This window comes from Kluyvera ascorbata ATCC 33433, assembly GCF_000735365.1.
Taxonomy (GTDB): Bacteria; Pseudomonadota; Gammaproteobacteria; order Enterobacterales; family Enterobacteriaceae; genus Kluyvera; species Kluyvera ascorbata.
The window spans coordinates 1-17,788 of the sequence record NZ_JMPL01000026.1 but is presented as its reverse complement, the minus strand read 5'-3'; the positions used below and the strand labels follow the sequence as shown (position 1 = coordinate 17,788).

General features: G+C 51.8%; 16 protein-coding genes and 2 pseudogenes. 11 read left to right on the top strand and 7 right to left on the bottom strand.

The genetic code is table 11. The features are described 5' to 3' along the window. Positions 1-61: 61 nt before the first annotated feature. The 7 genes from glmU (at position 62) to phoU (ending at position 8,259) form a co-directional block, all read left to right on the top strand. The gene (gene glmU / locus GKAS_RS08985; protein WP_035893609.1) at positions 62-1,432 is read left to right on the top strand and encodes a bifunctional UDP-N-acetylglucosamine diphosphorylase/glucosamine-1-phosphate N-acetyltransferase GlmU; all 1,371 of its coding nucleotides are present in this window, start codon (positions 62-64) and stop codon (positions 1,430-1,432) included. Between the two features lie 172 nt (positions 1,433-1,604). Further along, positions 1,605-3,434 (top strand): glutamine--fructose-6-phosphate transaminase (isomerizing), encoded by a 1,830-nt coding sequence (gene glmS, locus GKAS_RS08980; protein WP_035893607.1) that lies wholly within the window; start codon positions 1,605-1,607, stop codon positions 3,432-3,434. 297 nt (positions 3,435-3,731) lie between these two features. Next, a complete protein-coding gene (pstS, locus tag GKAS_RS08975; RefSeq protein ID WP_035893606.1) occupies positions 3,732-4,772 on the top strand; it encodes a phosphate ABC transporter substrate-binding protein PstS in 1,041 nt (346 codons plus the stop codon). Positions 4,773-4,845: 73 nt separating this feature from the next. Next, a complete protein-coding gene (pstC, locus tag GKAS_RS08970) occupies positions 4,846-5,805 on the top strand; it encodes a phosphate ABC transporter permease PstC (RefSeq protein ID WP_035893604.1) in 960 nt (319 codons plus the stop codon). After that, positions 5,805-6,695 (top strand): phosphate ABC transporter permease PstA, encoded by an 891-nt coding sequence (pstA, locus tag GKAS_RS08965; protein ID WP_035893603.1) that lies wholly within the window; start codon positions 5,805-5,807, stop codon positions 6,693-6,695. The genes pstC and pstA overlap by 1 nt, the downstream gene beginning before the upstream one ends. Positions 6,696-6,746: 51 nt before the next feature. After that, positions 6,747-7,520, top strand: coding sequence for a phosphate ABC transporter ATP-binding protein PstB (gene pstB, locus GKAS_RS08960; protein WP_035893601.1), 774 nt, complete (start codon positions 6,747-6,749; stop codon positions 7,518-7,520). A gap of 13 nt (positions 7,521-7,533) precedes the next feature. Then, on the top strand, positions 7,534-8,259 hold the full coding sequence (gene phoU / locus GKAS_RS08955; RefSeq protein WP_012907987.1) for a phosphate signaling complex protein PhoU: 726 nt from the start codon (positions 7,534-7,536) through the stop codon (positions 8,257-8,259). A 111-nt stretch (positions 8,260-8,370) separates the two neighbouring features. On the opposite strand, the gene yieH is transcribed toward phoU, so the two are convergent. Then, positions 8,371-9,036, bottom strand: a complete 666-nt coding sequence (gene yieH, locus GKAS_RS08950; RefSeq protein WP_035893598.1) for a 6-phosphogluconate phosphatase — start codon at positions 9,034-9,036, stop codon at positions 8,371-8,373. Between the two features lie 169 nt (positions 9,037-9,205). Here yieH and adeP point away from each other — a divergent pair, with 169 nt between their 5' ends. Then, the gene (gene adeP / locus GKAS_RS08945; protein WP_035893596.1) at positions 9,206-10,543 is read left to right on the top strand and encodes an adenine permease AdeP; all 1,338 of its coding nucleotides are present in this window, start codon (positions 9,206-9,208) and stop codon (positions 10,541-10,543) included. Positions 10,544-10,584: 41 nt separating this feature from the next. Here adeP and GKAS_RS08940 read toward each other — a convergent pair whose 3' ends face one another. From GKAS_RS08940 to GKAS_RS08920, 5 genes are all read right to left on the bottom strand, one after another. Continuing rightward, complete coding sequence (locus GKAS_RS08940; protein WP_035893594.1) at positions 10,585-11,151, bottom strand: NADPH-dependent FMN reductase; 567 nt, start codon at positions 11,149-11,151, stop codon at positions 10,585-10,587. Positions 11,152-11,191: 40 nt separating this feature from the next. Then, positions 11,192-11,941 carry a 4'-phosphopantetheinyl transferase family protein gene (locus GKAS_RS08935; RefSeq protein ID WP_035893592.1) on the bottom strand — a complete coding sequence of 250 codons (750 nt, stop codon included), beginning with the start codon at positions 11,939-11,941 and terminating at the stop codon, positions 11,192-11,194. Positions 11,942-12,098: 157 nt separating this feature from the next. After that, positions 12,099-13,058, bottom strand: coding sequence for an HTH-type transcriptional regulator YidZ (gene yidZ / locus GKAS_RS08930; protein WP_035893591.1), 960 nt, complete (start codon positions 13,056-13,058; stop codon positions 12,099-12,101). Beyond that, positions 13,027-14,208 carry an MFS transporter gene (locus tag GKAS_RS08925; RefSeq protein ID WP_035893590.1) on the bottom strand — a complete coding sequence of 394 codons (1,182 nt, stop codon included), beginning with the start codon at positions 14,206-14,208 and terminating at the stop codon, positions 13,027-13,029. The genes yidZ and GKAS_RS08925 overlap by 32 nt, the downstream gene beginning before the upstream one ends. Before the next feature lie 94 nt (positions 14,209-14,302). Next, the gene (locus tag GKAS_RS08920) at positions 14,303-14,710 is read right to left on the bottom strand and encodes a GNAT family N-acetyltransferase (protein WP_035893589.1); all 408 of its coding nucleotides are present in this window, start codon (positions 14,708-14,710) and stop codon (positions 14,303-14,305) included. A 614-nt stretch (positions 14,711-15,324) separates the two neighbouring features. On the opposite strand from GKAS_RS08920, the gene GKAS_RS08915 reads away from it, so the two are divergent. The 3 genes and pseudogenes from GKAS_RS08915 (at position 15,325) to GKAS_RS08910 (ending at position 17,304) form a co-directional block, all read left to right on the top strand. After that, on the top strand, positions 15,325-16,437 hold the full coding sequence (locus GKAS_RS08915; RefSeq protein WP_246870728.1) for a TIR domain-containing protein: 1,113 nt from the start codon (positions 15,325-15,327) through the stop codon (positions 16,435-16,437). Positions 16,438-16,898: 461 nt separating this feature from the next. After that, a pseudogene (locus GKAS_RS25465) lies at positions 16,899-17,018 on the top strand (ash family protein); the annotation flags it as partial. An 83-nt stretch (positions 17,019-17,101) separates the two neighbouring features. Beyond that, a pseudogene (locus tag GKAS_RS08910) lies at positions 17,102-17,304 on the top strand (hypothetical protein). Positions 17,305-17,346: 42 nt separating this feature from the next. On the opposite strand, the gene GKAS_RS25085 reads toward GKAS_RS08910, so the two are convergent. Then, on the bottom strand, positions 17,347-17,788 hold a 442-nt coding region (locus GKAS_RS25085; RefSeq protein WP_035893585.1), incomplete at its 5' end, for a hypothetical protein.

Here is a 17,788-nt window from a genome sequence, read left to right as displayed (position 1 = left end):
TATGTAGAATTTTCAACGTTAACCCGGTTTACTTCATACTTAATCTACAGACAGGATACCTATGTCTAACCGTACCATGAGCGTTGTGATCCTTGCCGCAGGCAAAGGCACGCGTATGTATTCCGATCTCCCAAAAGTGCTGCACACCCTGGCAGGCAAGCCGATGGTGCAGCATGTTATTGATGCCGCGAATCATGTTGGCGCGAACCGGGTTCACCTGGTGTACGGTCACGGCGGTGATTTACTTAAGCAAACCTTATCCGACGACAACCTGAACTGGGTGCTACAGGCTGAACAACTGGGCACCGGTCATGCGATGCAGCAGGCTGCGCCGTTCTTCGCGGATGACGAAGATATTCTGATGCTCTACGGCGACGTGCCGCTGATCTCCGTTGAGACGCTGCAACGCCTGCGCGAAGCCAAGCCGCAGGGCGGAATTGGCCTGCTGACGGTGGTGCTGGACGATCCGAGCGGCTATGGCCGCATTACTCGTGAAAACGGCAAAGTGACCGGTATCGTCGAACACAAAGATGCCACCGACGCACAGCGTCAGATTCAGGAGATCAATACCGGTATCCTGATTGCTAACGGCGCGGACCTGAAGCGCTGGCTGGCGAAACTGAACAACAACAATGCACAGGGCGAGTTTTATATCACCGATATTATCGCCATGGCATACCACGAAGGCCGTGAAATTGCTGCGGTTCACCCGGCGCGTATCAGCGAAACTGACGGCGTGAATAACCGCCTGCAGCTTTCCCGTCTTGAGCGTATTTATCAGTCCGAGCAGGCAGAAAAACTGCTGCTCGCTGGCGTGATGCTGCGTGACCCGGCGCGCTTTGACCTGCGTGGCACTCTGTCTCACGGGCGTGATGTCGAAATTGATACTAACGTTATCCTTGAAGGCAACGTGGTGCTGGGCCATCGCGTCAAAATTGGCGCTGGCTGCGTGATTAAAAACGCCACCATCGGCGACGACTGTGAAATCAGCCCGTACAGCGTGGTGGAAGATGCTCATCTGGAAGCCGCTTGCACCATCGGCCCGTTTGCCCGTCTGCGTCCAGGCGCTGAGCTGCTGGAAGGCGCGCACGTGGGTAACTTCGTCGAAATGAAAAAAGCGCGTCTGGGTAAAGGCTCGAAAGCTGGTCACCTGACCTACCTTGGCGACGCGGAAATTGGCGACAACGTGAACATCGGTGCGGGTACCATTACCTGCAACTATGATGGCGCCAACAAGTTTAAAACGATTATTGGCGACGACGTCTTTGTCGGTTCCGACAGCCAGTTGGTGGCGCCGGTCACCATTGGTAAAGGCGTGACCATCGCGGCTGGCACTACCGTGACCCGCGACGTTGCCGATAACGAACTGGTGCTGAGCCGCGTACCGCAGGTACACAAGCAAGGCTGGCAGCGCCCGGTGAAGAAAAAGTAATTTCTGTAGACCTGATACAGGTCTACATGGGTGAGGAGATAACATAATCTCCCGCCCAAAAGCAGTACCTATAAAAATAACCCCACTCTCTACAAGGCTCGGGGCGCCCGGAATACGGGCAACAGGTTGACCGACAACGCATGGCATAATGCCAAAATCGGAATAGAAAACTATGTGTGGAATTGTTGGCGCAGTCGCGCAACGTGATGTAGCTGAAATCCTTCTCGAAGGTCTCCGTCGCCTGGAATACCGTGGTTATGACTCTGCGGGTCTGGCCGTGGTGGACGCCGAAGGTCATATGACCCGCCTGCGTCGTCTGGGGAAAGTCCAGATGCTGTCACAAGCTGCGGAAGAACATCCGCTGGTGGGCGGCACCGGTATTGCTCATACCCGCTGGGCAACCCACGGCGAACCGTCGGAAGGCAACGCGCATCCGCATGTTTCTGACCACATTGCGGTGGTGCATAACGGCATCATCGAAAACCACGAACCGCTGCGCGAAATGCTGCAAGCGCGTGGCTATGTTTTTGTTTCAGCGACCGATACCGAGGTGATCGCTCACCTGGTGCACTGGGAGATGGAACAGGGCGGTACGCTGCGTGAAGCGGTACTACGCGCTATCCCGCAACTTCGCGGTGCCTACGGCACGGTAATCATGGATTCCCGCGACCCAAGCACGCTGCTGGCTGCGCGCTCTGGTAGCCCGCTGGTTATCGGCCTCGGCATGGGCGAGAACTTTATCGCTTCTGATCAACTGGCGCTGCTGCCGGTCACCCGCCGCTTTATCTTCCTGGAAGAGGGCGATATCGCCGAAGTGACGCGCCGTTCGGTCGCGGTCTTCGACAAATCTGGTGCCAGCGTGAAGCGTCAGGAAATCGAATCTAACCTGCAATACGATGCGGGCGATAAAGGTATCTATCGCCACTACATGCAGAAAGAGATCTACGAACAGCCTAACGCCATCAAAAACACCTTAACCGGGCGTATTAGCCACGGCGAAGTGGATCTCAGCGAGCTGGGCCCACAGGCCGACGCGCTGCTTTCTCGCGTTGAGCATATCCAGATTATCGCCTGCGGCACGTCCTATAACTCCGGGATGGTCGCACGCTACTGGTTTGAATCACTGGCCGGTATGCCGTGCGACGTCGAAATCGCCTCGGAATTCCGCTATCGCAAATCGGCCGTTCGCCCGAACAGCCTGGTCATCACCCTGTCGCAGTCTGGCGAAACCGCCGACACGCTGGCAGGCCTGCGCCTGACCAAAGAGCTGGGTTATCTGGGCTCATTGGCGATTTGTAACGTTGCTGGCTCGTCGCTGGTGCGTGAGTCCGATCTGGCGATTATGACCAATGCCGGGGCGGAAATTGGCGTGGCGTCCACCAAAGCGTTTACCACTCAGCTGACGGTACTGTTGATGCTGGTGGCGAAGATGGCGCGCCTGAAAGGGGCGGATGCCTCCGTAGAGCATGAGATTGTTCATGCGCTGCAGGCGCTGCCAAGCCGCATTGAGCAGATGCTGTCGCAGGACAAACGCATTGAGCTGCTTGCAGAAGATTTCTCCGACAAGCATCACGCGCTGTTCCTGGGACGTGGCGATCAGTATCCGATCGCGCTAGAAGGTGCGCTGAAGCTCAAAGAGATCTCCTACATTCACGCGGAAGCGTATGCCGCAGGCGAGCTGAAACACGGCCCGCTGGCGCTTATCGACGCGGACATGCCGGTTATCGTGGTTGCGCCAAATAACGAACTGCTGGAAAAACTGAAATCCAACATTGAAGAGGTGCGCGCGCGCGGCGGTGAGCTGTACGTGTTTGCCGACAAAGATGCGGCGTTCAGCAACAGCGACAATATGCACATCATCGAGATGCCGCATGTGGAAGAGGTGATTGCACCTATTTTCTACACCGTGCCGCTACAGCTGCTGGCTTACCACGTGGCGCTGATTAAAGGCACCGATGTGGATCAGCCGCGTAACCTGGCGAAGTCGGTTACCGTCGAATAAGTTCGTTTAGTTAAAACGATCCGGCTCTGCTTTAGGCACAGCCGGATTTTTTTTTATCGCCAGAAGTTGTCATAAACCATGACTTTTGGGCTGTCATAAAAAGAAAATTTTGCCGTAATTTCATTGTAAATTATTTTCGTAACCAACTGATTTATAATTATTTAATAATATTATTTTTCGCATGGTTTTCGTTGTCATTAAACTGTAATAAACCTTACATATAACTGTCACCTGATTGTCCTATTTTGCTCCTCGTAGCCACTAAACAATCATTTACGGATTCTTGCAGGAGACATTATGAAAGTTATGCGTACCACTGTCGCAACTGTTGTCGCCGCGACCTTATCGATGAGCGCTTTCGCAGCTGGAGCTGCAGCAAGCCTGACGGGTGCAGGTGCAACCTTCCCGGCGCCAGTGTATGCCAAATGGGCAGATACCTATCAGAAAGAGACCGGTAGCAAAGTAAACTACCAGGGTATCGGCTCCTCCGGTGGCGTAAAACAAATTACCGCTAACACCGTTGATTTCGGCGCATCCGATGCTCCGCTGTCTGACGAGAAACTGGCTCAGGAAGGCCTGTTCCAGTTCCCGACCGTTATCGGCGGTGTCGTTCTGGCTGTTAATATCCCTGGCCTGAAATCCGGCGAGCTGGTGCTTGACGGTAAAACCCTGGGCGACATCTACCTGGGTAAAATCAAGAAGTGGGATGACGAAGCCATCACCAAACTGAACCCAGGCGTTAAGCTGCCTTCTCAGAACATCGCCGTTGTGCGTCGTGCTGATGGTTCCGGTACCTCCTTCGTGTTCACCAGCTACCTGTCTAAAGTGAACGAAGAGTGGAAATCCAAAATTGGCGCGGGCTCTACTGTAAACTGGCCGACCGGTCTGGGCGGTAAAGGTAACGACGGTATCGCGGCATTCGTACAGCGTCTGCCAGGTTCCATCGGCTATGTTGAATATGCTTACGCTAAGCAGAACAACCTGGCTTACACCAAACTGGTTTCTGCTGATGGCAAGCCGGTTAGCCCGACTGAAGACAACTTTGCTAACGCCGCTAAAGGCGTTGACTGGAGCAAATCCTTCGCGCAGGACCTGACTAACCAGAAAGGTGACAACGCGTGGCCGATTACCTCTACCACCTTCATCCTGGTTCATAAACAACAGCAGAAACCTGAGCAGGGTGCTGAAGTGCTGAAGTTCTTTGACTGGGCGTATAAAAACGGCGGCAAACAAGCGAACGAGCTTGATTACGCCACTCTGCCTCAGAGCGTGGTTGAGCAGGTTCGTGCTGCATGGAAAACCAACGTAAAAGACAGCAGCGGTAAAGCGCTGTACTGATTACGGTAGCCCGGCGGAAACGCCGGGCAACTAGTAAACGTCGTGGCGGATTTTAAACTGGAAAGAGTGATTTATGGCTGCAACTAAGCCTGCTTTTAACCCACCGGGTAAAAAGGGTGACATGATATTCAGCGCGCTGGTAAGACTGGCTGCGCTGATTGTGCTATTGATGTTGGGCGGGATTATCGTCTCTCTTATCATCTCTTCATGGCCAAGTATGGAGAAGTTCGGCTTCGCCTTCCTGTGGACCAAAGAGTGGGATGCGCCTAACGATGTCTTCGGTGCGCTGGTACCGATTTACGGTACGCTCGTGACCTCCTTTATCGCGCTGCTGATCGCCGTTCCGGTGAGCTTCGGTATCGCACTCTTCCTGACTGAACTGGCACCCAACTGGCTGAAACGCCCGTTAGGTATCGCGATTGAACTGCTGGCGGCCATTCCCAGCATTGTTTACGGTATGTGGGGCCTGTTTATCTTTGCTCCGCTGTTCGCGACCTACTTCCAGGAGCCAGTCGGCAATATTCTTTCTAACATCCCGTTTGTCGGTGCGTTGTTCTCCGGCCCGGCGTTTGGTATCGGTATCCTGGCGGCAGGGGTTATCCTCGCCATCATGATAATCCCGTATATCTCCGCCGTTATGCGTGATGTGTTCGAACAAACCCCGGTGATGATGAAAGAGTCAGCCTACGGCATTGGCTGCACCACCTGGGAAGTTATCTGGCGTATCGTGCTGCCGTTTACCAAAAACGGGGTGATAGGCGGCGTCATGCTCGGCCTGGGCCGTGCGCTGGGTGAAACCATGGCGGTGACCTTTATCATCGGTAACACCTACCAGCTCGACAGCGTTTCGCTGTATATGCCGGGCAACAGTATTACCTCCGCGTTGGCGAATGAATTCGCTGAAGCGGAATCTGGTCTGCATGTCTCCGCGTTGATGGAACTGGGGCTTATCCTGTTTGCGATTACCTTTATCGTGCTGGCGGCATCGAAGTTCATGATTATGCGCCTGGCGAAGAATGAGGGGGCACGCTAATGACGACGCTGGAAATGCAAAGCACCGCCGCGCTGGCTGAGTCTCGCCGCAAGATGCAGGCGCGTCGACGCATGAAAAACCGCATTGCGCTGACGCTCTCAATGGCCACCATGATCTTCGGTCTGTTCTGGCTGGTGTGGATCCTGATGTCCACCGTGACTCGCGGCATCGACGGTATGTCGCTGGCGCTGTTTACCGAAATGACCCCGCCGCCAAACACCGCGGGCGGTGGTCTAGCTAACGCCCTGGCGGGCAGCGGCCTGCTGATCCTGTGGTCGACCGTTATTGGTACTCCACTGGGCATTATGGCGGGCATCTATCTGGCGGAGTATGGCCGCAAGTCCTGGCTTGCTGAAGTTATCCGTTTTATTAACGATATTTTGCTTTCCGCGCCATCCATCGTGGTCGGTCTGTTCGTTTACACCATCGTGGTGGCGCAGATGCAGCACTTCTCCGGCTGGGCGGGCGTGATTGCGCTGGCGCTGCTGCAGGTGCCTATCGTTATTCGTACTACCGAGAACATGCTCAAACTGGTGCCGGATAGCCTGCGTGAAGCAGCCTACGCGCTGGGCACGCCGAAATGGCGAATGATCTCCGCGATTACGCTGAAAGCGTCTATCTCCGGGATTATGACCGGTATCCTGCTGGCTATTGCGCGTATTGCTGGTGAAACGGCTCCGCTGCTGTTTACCGCGCTCTCCAACCAGTTCTGGAGCACCGACATGATGCAGCCCATCGCCAACCTGCCGGTGACCATCTTTAAATTTGCGATGAGCCCGTTTGCTGAGTGGCAGCAACTGGCCTGGGCCGGGGTGTTGATTATCACTCTGTGCGTACTGCTGCTGAACATTCTGGCGCGCGTTATTTTCGCGAAGAAGAAACACGGTTAATTTTTTACGGCGCGGCCAACGACGGCGGCGCTGGATGAGGAAGAGATTGAGATGAGTATGGTGAACACAACTCCGGGTAAAATTTCAGTACGTGACCTGAACTTCTACTACGGCAAATTCCATGCCCTGAAGAACATCAACCTGGATATTGCCAAAAACCAGGTGACAGCGTTTATCGGCCCGTCAGGCTGCGGGAAGTCAACGCTGCTGCGTACCTTCAACAAAATGTTTGAACTGTACCCAGAGCAGCGCGCGGAAGGTGAAATTCTGCTGGATGGCGACAATATTCTCACTAATACCCAGGATATCGCCCTGCTGCGTGCCAAAGTGGGTATGGTGTTCCAGAAGCCAACGCCGTTCCCGATGTCTATCTACGACAACATCGCCTTCGGCGTGCGCCTGTTTGAAAAGCTGTCGCGTACCGACATGGACGAACGCGTGCAGTGGGCTTTGACCAAGGCCGCATTATGGAACGAAACCAAGGATAAACTGCACCAGAGCGGGTACTCTCTCTCCGGTGGTCAGCAGCAGCGTCTGTGCATCGCGCGCGGTATCGCGATTCGCCCGGAAGTTCTACTGCTGGATGAGCCGTGTTCAGCCCTTGACCCGATCTCTACCGGGCGTATCGAGGAGCTTATCACCGAGCTGAAAGAGGACTACACCGTAGTTATCGTGACCCACAACATGCAGCAGGCTGCACGTTGCTCCGATCACACGGCATTTATGTACCTGGGCGAGTTGATTGAGTTCAGTAACACGGACGATCTGTTCACCAAGCCTGCGAAGAAACAAACTGAAGATTACATTACTGGCCGCTACGGTTGATCGGGAGAGAACTGTGGATAATTTAAACCTTAATAAACATATTTCCGGCCAGTTCAACGCAGAACTGGAAAGCATCCGCACCCAGGTGATGACCATGGGCGGCATGGTAGAGCAGCAGCTTTCTGATGCGATTACCGCCATGCACAACCAGGATAGCGAACTGGCGAAGCGCGTCATCGACGGCGATAAGCACGTCAACATGATGGAAGTGGCGATTGATGAAGCCTGCGTGCGCATCATCGCCAAGCGCCAGCCAACGGCGAGCGACCTGCGTCTGGTGATGGCGATTATCAAAACCATCGCCGAGCTGGAACGTATTGGTGACGTCGCGGATAAAATCTGCCGTACTGCGCTGGAGAAATTCTCCCAACAGCACCAGCCGCTGCTGGTCAGTCTGGAGTCATTGGGCCGCCACACCGTGCAGATGCTGCATGACGTGCTGGATGCGTTCGCGCGTATGGATCTCGACGAAGCGGTGCGTATTTATCGTGAAGATAAGAAAGTTGACCAGGAATATGAAGGCATCGTGCGTCAGTTGATGACCTACATGATGGAAGACTCGCGCACCATTCCAAGCGTGCTGACCGCGCTGTTCTGTGCGCGCTCTATCGAGCGTATCGGCGACCGCTGCCAGAATATCTGCGAATACATCTTCTACTTCGTGAAGGGGCAAGACTTCCGTCACGTGGGCGGTGATGAGCTGGATAAGCTGCTGGCGGGAAAAGACCCGAAAGAGTGATCGCTTAAAACGCGTTAAAAAAACCTGCCTCGGCAGGTTTTTTGTTCTCTATCGTTGCTGCGCTCAGGCGGGCTAAGGTTGTCGGCCCGATAAGCTTCGCGCCATCAGGCGTTATTGCGTAATATCCCACCCGCGCGCTTTCCACAGCGCAGGCAGTTCCGCGAGATCGGTAAACGTCGTCACCTTTGGATGGTTAATCGGTTTGTTGTGCGGGTCGGCGCAGAAATAGAACACCTCCATACCCGCATCAATCCCCGACTGTGCGCCAGCGGTAGAGTCATCCACCAGAATACACTTCTCCACATCCACGTTCATCGCTTTTGCCGCATGGTGCATCAGCGCCGGGTCAGGCTTCCAGCGTTGGATGTCGTAGCCGCTGAATAGCTTCTCCGGGAAATGATGCAACATCCCCAGCTTGCCCAGCGAATGCTGCATTTTGCTGACCGGGCCGTTTGATACGACGCACATCGGCACGCTAACTGCGTCGAGCAGCGCATTCGCCCCGGCGATCACTTCCAGCTCGGTGTCGAACAGGCGTGCGACCTCGGCGCGGTAAACCGGTTCTAGCTCAGCTTTTTCTAACTGAGTACCGTGCTCATCGTTGATGATGTCGATAATCTCGTAGAGCTTTACGCCCTTGAAACGTTTAAAAATCTCTTCCAGATCGAGCGTGATGCCAAATGTTTTAAACATATGGACGTAGGCCCGTGAACAGATCACTTCGCTGTCTACCAGCGTACCGTCACAGTCGAAAAAAACCGCTTCAACTCCGGACATGTCATTTCCTTTTTAACAAGTTTAACGTTTACGTAATGCCGAATTGGGAGACGCAATCGTTGCCGTATAAGCAAAATCAATGAAAAAAAGTATCTCACAACCGCGCCTATTGTCGCATTTTGGTATAGGATAGCGACGAATTTTCCTTCCATGTCTGCGGAAATTAATAATGAGTCAACAACACACCACCCCGGCTTCCGGTCAGGGGATACTGGAGCGCGTGTTTAAGCTGCGCGAGCACGGCACGACGGCACGTACCGAAGTGATCGCCGGTTTCACGACCTTCCTGACGATGGTCTACATCGTTTTCGTTAACCCGCAAATTCTTGGCGTTGCTGGCATGGACACCAGCGCGGTGTTCGTTACCACCTGCCTGATTGCGGCGCTGGGCAGTATCCTGATGGGCGTATTCGCCAACCTGCCGGTAGCACTGGCACCGGCAATGGGCCTGAACGCATTCTTCGCGTTCGTGGTGGTGCAGGCGATGGGCTTGCCGTGGCAGGTAGGTATGGGTGCCATCTTCTGGGGCGCTATCGGTCTGCTGCTGTTGACGATTTTCCGCGTGCGTTACTGGATGATTGCCAATATCCCGGTGAGCCTGCGTGTGGGTATCACCAGCGGTATCGGGCTGTTCATCGGCATGATGGGCCTGAAAAACGCGGGCGTTATCGTCGCGAACCAGGACACGCTGGTTTCTATCGGTAATCTGACCTCTCACAGCGTACTGCTGGGCGTGCTGGGCTTCTTTATCATTGCGATTCTGGCCTCCCGCAACATTCACGCGGCGGTGCTGGTCTCTATCGTGGTGACTACGCTGCTGGGCTGGATGCTGGGTGATGTGCACTATAGCGGCATCGTTTCGGCGCCGCCGAGCATTACCACCGTGGTCGGCCACGTTGACCTTGCAGGCTCCTTCAACCTGGGTCTGGCTGGAGTTATCTTCTCCTTCATGCTGGTAAACCTGTTTGACTCCTCCGGTACGCTGATTGGCGTGACCGATAAAGCCGGCCTGGCCGATGCGAAAGGCAAGTTCCCACGCATGAAGCAGGCGCTGTTCGTGGATAGCGTCTCCTCGGTTGCGGGCTCTTTTATCGGTACCTCTTCCGTTACCGCGTATATCGAATCCTCCTCCGGTGTGTCCGTAGGCGGTCGTACTGGTCTGACGGCGGTCGTCGTCGGTCTGCTGTTCCTGCTGGTTATCTTCCTGTCGCCGCTGGCGGGTATGGTGCCGGGCTACGCGGCTGCGGGTGCGCTGATTTACGTGGGTGTCCTGATGACATCCAGCCTGTCTCGCGTGAAGTGGGATGATCTGACCGAAGCCGTTCCAGCGTTTATTACCGCCGTGATGATGCCGTTCAGCTTCTCAATCACTGAAGGTATCGCGCTGGGCTTTATCTCTTACCTGGTGATGAAGATTGGTACCGGCCGCTTCCGCGACCTCAGCCCGTGCGTGATTGTTGTCGCACTGCTGTTTATCCTGAAGATTGTGTTTATTGACGCACATTGATGGAAATGACCCTCACCCCGTCGGGGTGAGGGTATCAAGGATTATGCTTTAACGCGCTGAATATACTCGCCAAATGCGGTCAACTGACCGGTCAAATGATCCAACGTCCCTTGTTCAATCACTTCACCCAATTGCGGGTCGACTTTATTCTGAATCACACCACCCATAAACTCCGGCTTGTTCATCACCATCGCATCCAGGAACACCAGAATCTGACGCAGATGGTACTGGCAGCGTGCGCCGCCAATCGCGCCCATGGAGCTGGTCTGAATCAGTACCGGTTTGCCGGAAAGTGGCTGATCCGGCAGGCGAGAAAGCCAGTCGATGGCGTTCTTCAGGCCACCCGGCACAGAATAGTTGTACTCCGGTGTTACGATGACCACGCCATCAGCCTGACGAATTTGTTCTGCTAGCGCTTCGACGCTCTGCGGGAAACCGTCTTCCTGCTGGAGGTCTGCGTCATACAGTGGGATATCGCCGATGGACGGCAGGGCGGAAACGTTCATACCCGCCGGGGCAATTTTAGGCAGGGTACGAGCGACCATACCGTTGAATGAGCCTTTGCGCAGGCTTCCCAGTAACGTAACAACGTTCAACGTTTCAGACATGACTACTCCTTTCCATCTTGGCGGCTGAAATCCAGCCGAATCAGTTGAGTATAAGCGCTTTCTCCGCCGGTAGGCTGGTGAATCTCATCAGGCGTGCCGAAGGTTCATTGGCCCGGGTCTGGGCATCAGGCAGGCTACGCCAGCCGTACTTACCATCAAACTCCCAAACCTTTAGTTTGTCGATAGACGGTGAAGCCGCCAGCGACCAGACCAGTACATCCTCCGCATCGCAGATAACCTCGAGCTGGTCGGTTAATGCCGAGCGCAGACGGCCTGAGCCTGGCAGGAGCTGGAGTGTTTGCGGGGAGTCGTGATGAACGTCACCTGACAGCTTGAGGACGCTCTGACGCAGCGTGATGAGCTGCGCGCGCGCCTCATGTGGATCGTTCTGGTTGTTGATCCACAGATTCTCATTACTGGTAAAGCGGTAGCTTTCCATCATCGTGGCCTGCGGCGTATTGCGCAGCGTGCGCAGCAGTTCCATATCGAGGCCGCACTGGCCTTCGGTAGTCAGAGCAACGCCGACGATGTTGCCCGCATAAGCGATAGAAAAATCAGGCAGATGGCTGTCCTTAAAGTACGGTTTACCTTCTTCCTGAGTCTCGATTTCAGGCAGTTCGCTGATGCCGTACAGCATAAACAGCAATTCCGCCAGCAGCGCGCGGGAAGCCAGGTAACGGGTCCGTCGATGGGCCGGCAATTGGCGTGCGATATTATGGCTGGTGGATGAGAGCCTGACCGATAGTAGATGTCCGTCCTTAAGGATCCCTCTTGCAAAATGCGTCGCCATTTTTCGCTCCGTGATTAATGGACTGTGGATATGACGAGATTAACATTTACGTCAGTTATGATCAGGTTTTACTGCCTAAAAATGCGATTGAAAAGGGGTATTACGAGACTTTTACACTTCGCCTTAACTGAAACGAATTATTTTTACGAATAATGAATCAGGAAACAGTGAGGTATAAGGCTTTGAGGGTATCACGGAGCCAAATAATTTTCGGGTTGTGACTATTTCGTTTATGCCAGAGAAGGGTAAACGGCACCTGCAGTTTTTCCCGTTGAACGGCATCGAACGGCAGAGGGCGAGCGACTAATGGCAGATTATGCAGCTGGTTGTGGTGCTGGCAATAACGTGGCGCAGTCGCAATCATCTGGTGGTCTGGCTGGGCGGCCATAAATAGCGACTGTTCAAAACCCGGTAGACTTAAGGCGATATGGCGCTCGCGTCCCATCTCCTGTAACACGTCGTCCAGCGCCCAGGTATCGCTCTGCTCCCAACAGATGCTGATATGCGGGTAGCGCAAGAACGTTTCCAGATTCCACTCTTCCTGAAGCGCTGGATGGTCTTTACGCAGCCAAACCCAGGGCAGGTCGGTAAAGAGTACCTCGTAGTCTATCGACAGCGGCAGCAGGCTCAGCAGCTCGCGTGAGCGAGGGTGGCTTTCGCGTCCGGTGAAGCCAATGTCGACCTCGCCGCGAATAATCGCATCCAGCGAATCATAATCCCAATTACGCACTTTGATGGTCGCTTGGGGATAGCGTTGGTAGATCTGGCTGGAGAGTTCGTTGAACATGATCATGACTAGCGGTGTCTCGGCAACCAGATCGAACTTCAGCCCGCGCGGCGTTTCGTGATGCGGCTTATCCAGCAGTTGATTCCCCATCTGCATCCACTCGGCCAGACTTTGCTCCATGCTAACCATCAGCGGCGTTGGCGTTAGCCCTAGCGGGGTGTTCACAAACAAGGGATCGTCAAACCAGGCGCGCAGCTTCGACAGCGACTTACTGACCGCCGACGGCGTGACGTTCATCCGTTTGGCGGTTTTGGTGACGCTACGCTCCTGCATCAAAAGCTGCAGGCAGAGCAGTAAGTTAAGATCGAGACTGGTGAGGGACTTCTTCATGTGTTGGCGCAGACCGGTTAGGAGCAACTGAGATAATCAGCATGATGCTCACTATGCTACAGCCAATCAGAATCCCGATCAGCATATTCAACGCATCGAGACCGAGGATAGCCGACAGCCATATCCATAGCGACGACCCGCAAACCTGAGCAATACCCAGCGCTGAACTGGCAACGCCGGCCCGTAGCGTAAACGGCCCCAGCGCCTGACTCATGGCAACGCCAAAGCCAACCGAGAAGCCTGCGCATATTAAGGTGAGCCCGAAGAGCGTCACGGTATGCGTGCCTGCAAGCGTCAGTACAATGCCTGCCGCCAGGAACAGTACCTGTGACGTCAGCATCAGGGTTCGTGGCTTAAACAGGCTTAGGGCAAATGGTGTCGAGAACGACACTGCCATGCTGACGCCTGCGGTCATCGCCATGGTCGTGGCGTATTCGCCACGGTCGAAGCCCATCACTTCCATCAGCAGCACCGGTGAGGTGTTCACAAAAGTGAGGATCACCGACACGCTCAGCGTGGTGATGGCCAGGCGGCTGAGGAAAAAGCGGTTAACCAGCGACTCTGCTCCCGACGTATAGCCTGCCGAGGCAGGAATCGTCGCCGGGCGCGATTCTCGCAGCACAAATACCGACAGCAGGCAGACCACGATGCCCATGCCGATCATCGTGTAGAACAGGCTCTGCCACGGGTATTTGAGCATAATCAGATGCCCCATCACCGGTGCGAGCACCGGCACGATACAGGTGATGCCATTAAGCAGCGACAGTACCTTGGCTCGGAGACGATCGTCGAGCGTATCACGCAGGATTGCGAAGGCCACCACATAACAGCAGCCAGCCCCCACGCCTTGAATAAATCGGCCGACCAGGAAGGGCGTGCCGCTCTCCGCCAGCGAACAGATAGCAGAAGCGACGATGTAGATCAGCGCCCCGACAATGGCCACCGGCTTGCGACCTGATTGGTCTGCCACTTTTCCGGCGAATAGCATGGCGGTTGCCATCCCGGCCAGATAGACCGAAAACGCGATGTGCAGCTGTGCTTCGCTGGCCTGTAAATCAGCGGCGATGCGGGGCAATCCCACCAGATACATATCAATACCGGCGGGATAGAGTAAAACCAGGGCAAAACAGCAGACGAGAAAGCGTGTCATGGCGACCTCACGAGAAATGTGGCGCTCAGCATACTGGGGTGTATGAGATGACACGAGTTGCCATTTGGACAACAGTGATTTCCTGCAAGGAAACTTACTTCCAGACCCTCGCCATGCCTTCGCTTTCCGGGCGTACGGATTCGAAGCCGAATTTGGCGTACAGCTCCGGAACGTCGGCGACGAGTGAGACATAGCTGCCTTTAAACGCATGGGCATTCAACCAGGACACGAGCGCTTCCATAATTTTACGCCCCAGGCCTTTTCCCTGATGCTCAGGATCGACGGCGATATCGACGATTTCAAAATTCAGCGCACCGTCGCCGACGATCCTCCCCATGCCTACCGGTGTGCCCTGCCAAAGGATATGAACGCCGTAGCAGCTACGTGGCAGGCCGATTTCGGCCGCCGCAAGCGGGCGAGCAGACAAGCCAGCTATTTTGCGCAGGCGGCAGAAGTCTTCAGCAGATGGAGTGGTTTCAATCAGCGTGTATTCAGTTGTCATGGCGGTGGCCTGTTTAACAAGAAAAGAGGACTGTTAACCAGTTTAGCCGAAGGTGAGGGATTAGTGCGGCACGAGAGAAAAGAAAACCAGAATTAACAACATGTTAATTCTGGTTCAATACAGAAGCTGGAAAATCGAACTAACTCGTTAATCTATCAGCGATGCATTGCCTAGAAAACATGGCTATGGGCACATTCAAGGACACAAAAGCAGGATGCTGAAGTGCACTCACATCTATTCAAGAACTCATTTCCATGGTTGATTTATAATCAAATATGCTTGGGGATTTTCATAAACCTTGTGGAAAGGGAAGGCAGAATGCGTTCTATACGAATTAGGTTGCTCAATTTGAACTGATATCTGACGTTATATCATTCATTCAAGTACCAGATCATGCATTCAACAACGGTGAGGATATGTTCGATGCGTTGAGCACATTGTAGTCACATTCTGAGGAAAATTTCGTTAAAAGTAAATAACTTGAATGTTATGATATACAATAGAAAAGCCTTGGGATACCGGGGGTGAGTTCGCATGGTGCAGAACACCGAAACGCTTTGCGGTGAGAAGGTACACTAATCAGTTTCATTGTGCTTTATTAATCGATAATGAGAATGAAAATGGTCATATCAAATGAATTGCAAAAAATTGCGGATAAGTTAATTTCGTATGAAGATGTTGATCTGGATAAGTTAGACGAATTTTTAAATATTAATGATAATGTTGCAAAGTCATTTTCAGGTTCATGGTTAGGCTATCATTCTCGGGTTTATTACAAGGGATTTAATCGTCCTCCTGCTGGTGCTGTTTTCAGCTCTGAATGGGGTATGATGGATGCTTTTTCTATGGGATCTCGAGGAGATTGGGTTGAGTATCAATACGACTATGTAATTGATTATATCTATAATCAGGCAAATAATATCGATTTGGATGATTACGAAAAGAACTCTATTGAAGCTAGCACTACATTTGAAAATTGTAAGAGTGATGTTTTATCTATAGTATATTCAAATAGAGATAACATTAAAGATGATAAATTTTTAACTGATTTGATTGAAAAAATAGAGAAATCCTCGGTATTAAAAAGAAGTGATATTTTAAGCTATGTTAAACCTAGCGGTAAATTTATCAGTAGGGATATGAATGCCTTAACTCATGGATTTCAAACACCTCCCCATATATCTATATTCTGTGATGTTATGGCCATAAAAGCTCCTTACACGGCATGTAAAGAGTTAAGGTTAGATCTCATAAAACTAGCTAATCATCTAAAAAACAAAGAGAAAAAATCAGAAGTGGAAGATCGTAGAGGTGTAAATGTTTTTATTGGTCATGGACGTTCCTATATGTGGCGAGATTTAAAAGATTTTGTCCAAGATAAATTACGGTTACCTTATGATGAGTTTAATCGAGTCCCCGTTGCTGGGGTTACTAATATTACTAGGTTAGCTCAAATGCTAGATCAAGCCTGCATTGCATTTCTTGTAATGACAGCGGAAGATGAAATGATGGATGGAAATAAGCAGGCGAGAATGAATGTTATTCATGAAGTTGGTTTATTTCAAGGAAGATTAGGGTTCGAACGAGCTATTGTATTGTTAGAAGAAGGATGTGAGGAGTTTTCTAACATAAATGGTCTTGGTCAAATTAGATTCCCTAAAGGAAATATATCTGCTGTATTCCAAGATATAAGAGAAGTTTTAGAAAGAGAGAAAATAATAAATTAAAATGATTCACAATATGACGTTATGCTAAAGAGGTCGCTGCGGAGATTTTTCGCAGCCTTCTTTTTAGTTTTATCGGTATGCGGGTATCTGAACTTCGCCAATTGAAAATGGACCGTTGCTGTAATTTTTTGGCTATTGATTAATATAAATGTATATTCCCTTTTTTATTCAAACTTCCTGTATACACTACTAGTGTAGTCTCTGAAGCCGATATGTTGATCTAACCTATTAATTTATTGCAGTATAATTTTTGAATTTATGACTATATGCGGTTTCAAATACTCACAAGGTTTTATGCGGTGCGCATAAAACGATCTCGGTGATGAGGCGATAAGCATAGTTTTTGCGTGCTGACTTGCGCTATAGTCCCCACGTTGCGGCAAAACTGCAACCGGAATTGGCGTTCCGAATTATCACGAGTGTCGGTAGCGATGTTTACAGTGCTACTGGCGCGGCCTGCGCTCGCCCCTTCAATGGTGGCTCAGGCAGGGGCTTCGAAAGAAGCGCCGGGTCGTGATAACCGGTACGCCAACCCTGTCTGGGTCACCACCAGTGAGCCTGGCGTCTCCGGTGGTGGCGTTAACCTGCTTATCACGAAGCGGAGCGCTGCGTATGTGTCCTGTCCCTGAATTTCCCATTGCACCAGCCTCCGCCGGAGGTATCTATGAAAATCACCGTAGAACAACCCTCAGCCAGAGAACTGGTCGATCGCTCGCGAGTCCTGGTGCATGTGATGCTCGAGCATCCTGACGATATCGGCCCGAATTATGCGTTGCTTCTCATCCTCCCGATCAGCTACAACTGTTAAGAGATGCTTTTGAAGAGGATGAGGTCAGACGTCTTAGAGATGAAAAATTGCCAGTATAAACACGGCCCACAACATCCTTGAAGGGTGTTGTGGGACCTTCATCATTTAAGTTGTAATTTATTTATTGTTTCACAAAATATTTGATAAACGTTACTTACAGGACTTCCTGATATAATTGCCATTCTTCCAAGCCAGTTTCCTTTAATTTCATCATTTACCTCTGGATGTAATATTTTTATTTCACGAGTATCTTTAAGTATATTAAAAAGTGCTATAATTAAATTAGGCGTTTCATCTAAATTACGTTGAAGATTAAATTTACTTAAATTAAATAGTCCAAGTGTGGAACCAATATCGTAACTGCCATTAGCGATATTAATGGCTAAGTTTGTATTAAAGCAAAATATGTAAACAGCAATCAATTTAGCTAGCGCTTTACCATAAAGAATATTTCCAATTTCATTATTATCGATACGTTGTATTATCTTAATGTATCTAATGAATTTTTCAGTGTCACGCAATGATAAACGATTGCATTCGACT

What these genes read in the sequence shown, in the direction of transcription:
- GKAS_RS08915 (WP_246870728.1), top strand. Translation starts at nt 15,325, where the DNA reads ATGAAAATGGTCATATCAAATGAATTGCAAAAAATTGCGGATAAGTTA.
- yidZ (WP_035893591.1), bottom strand. Translation starts at nt 13,058, where the DNA reads ATGAAGAAGTCCCTCACCAGTCTCGATCTTAACTTACTGCTCTGCCTG.
- yieH (WP_035893598.1), bottom strand. Translation starts at nt 9,036, where the DNA reads ATGTCCGGAGTTGAAGCGGTTTTTTTCGACTGTGACGGTACGCTGGTA.
- GKAS_RS08935 (WP_035893592.1), bottom strand. Translation starts at nt 11,941, where the DNA reads ATGGCGACGCATTTTGCAAGAGGGATCCTTAAGGACGGACATCTACTA.
- GKAS_RS08920 (WP_035893589.1), bottom strand. Translation starts at nt 14,710, where the DNA reads ATGACAACTGAATACACGCTGATTGAAACCACTCCATCTGCTGAAGAC.
- GKAS_RS08940 (WP_035893594.1), bottom strand. Translation starts at nt 11,151, where the DNA reads ATGTCTGAAACGTTGAACGTTGTTACGTTACTGGGAAGCCTGCGCAAA.
- pstS (WP_035893606.1), top strand. Translation starts at nt 3,732, where the DNA reads ATGAAAGTTATGCGTACCACTGTCGCAACTGTTGTCGCCGCGACCTTA.
- glmU (WP_035893609.1), top strand. Translation starts at nt 62, where the DNA reads ATGTCTAACCGTACCATGAGCGTTGTGATCCTTGCCGCAGGCAAAGGC.
- GKAS_RS08925 (WP_035893590.1), bottom strand. Translation starts at nt 14,208, where the DNA reads ATGACACGCTTTCTCGTCTGCTGTTTTGCCCTGGTTTTACTCTATCCC.
- pstB (WP_035893601.1), top strand. Translation starts at nt 6,747, where the DNA reads ATGAGTATGGTGAACACAACTCCGGGTAAAATTTCAGTACGTGACCTG.
- adeP (WP_035893596.1), top strand. Translation starts at nt 9,206, where the DNA reads ATGAGTCAACAACACACCACCCCGGCTTCCGGTCAGGGGATACTGGAG.
- pstA (WP_035893603.1), top strand. Translation starts at nt 5,805, where the DNA reads ATGACGACGCTGGAAATGCAAAGCACCGCCGCGCTGGCTGAGTCTCGC.
- pstC (WP_035893604.1), top strand. Translation starts at nt 4,846, where the DNA reads ATGGCTGCAACTAAGCCTGCTTTTAACCCACCGGGTAAAAAGGGTGAC.
- glmS (WP_035893607.1), top strand. Translation starts at nt 1,605, where the DNA reads ATGTGTGGAATTGTTGGCGCAGTCGCGCAACGTGATGTAGCTGAAATC.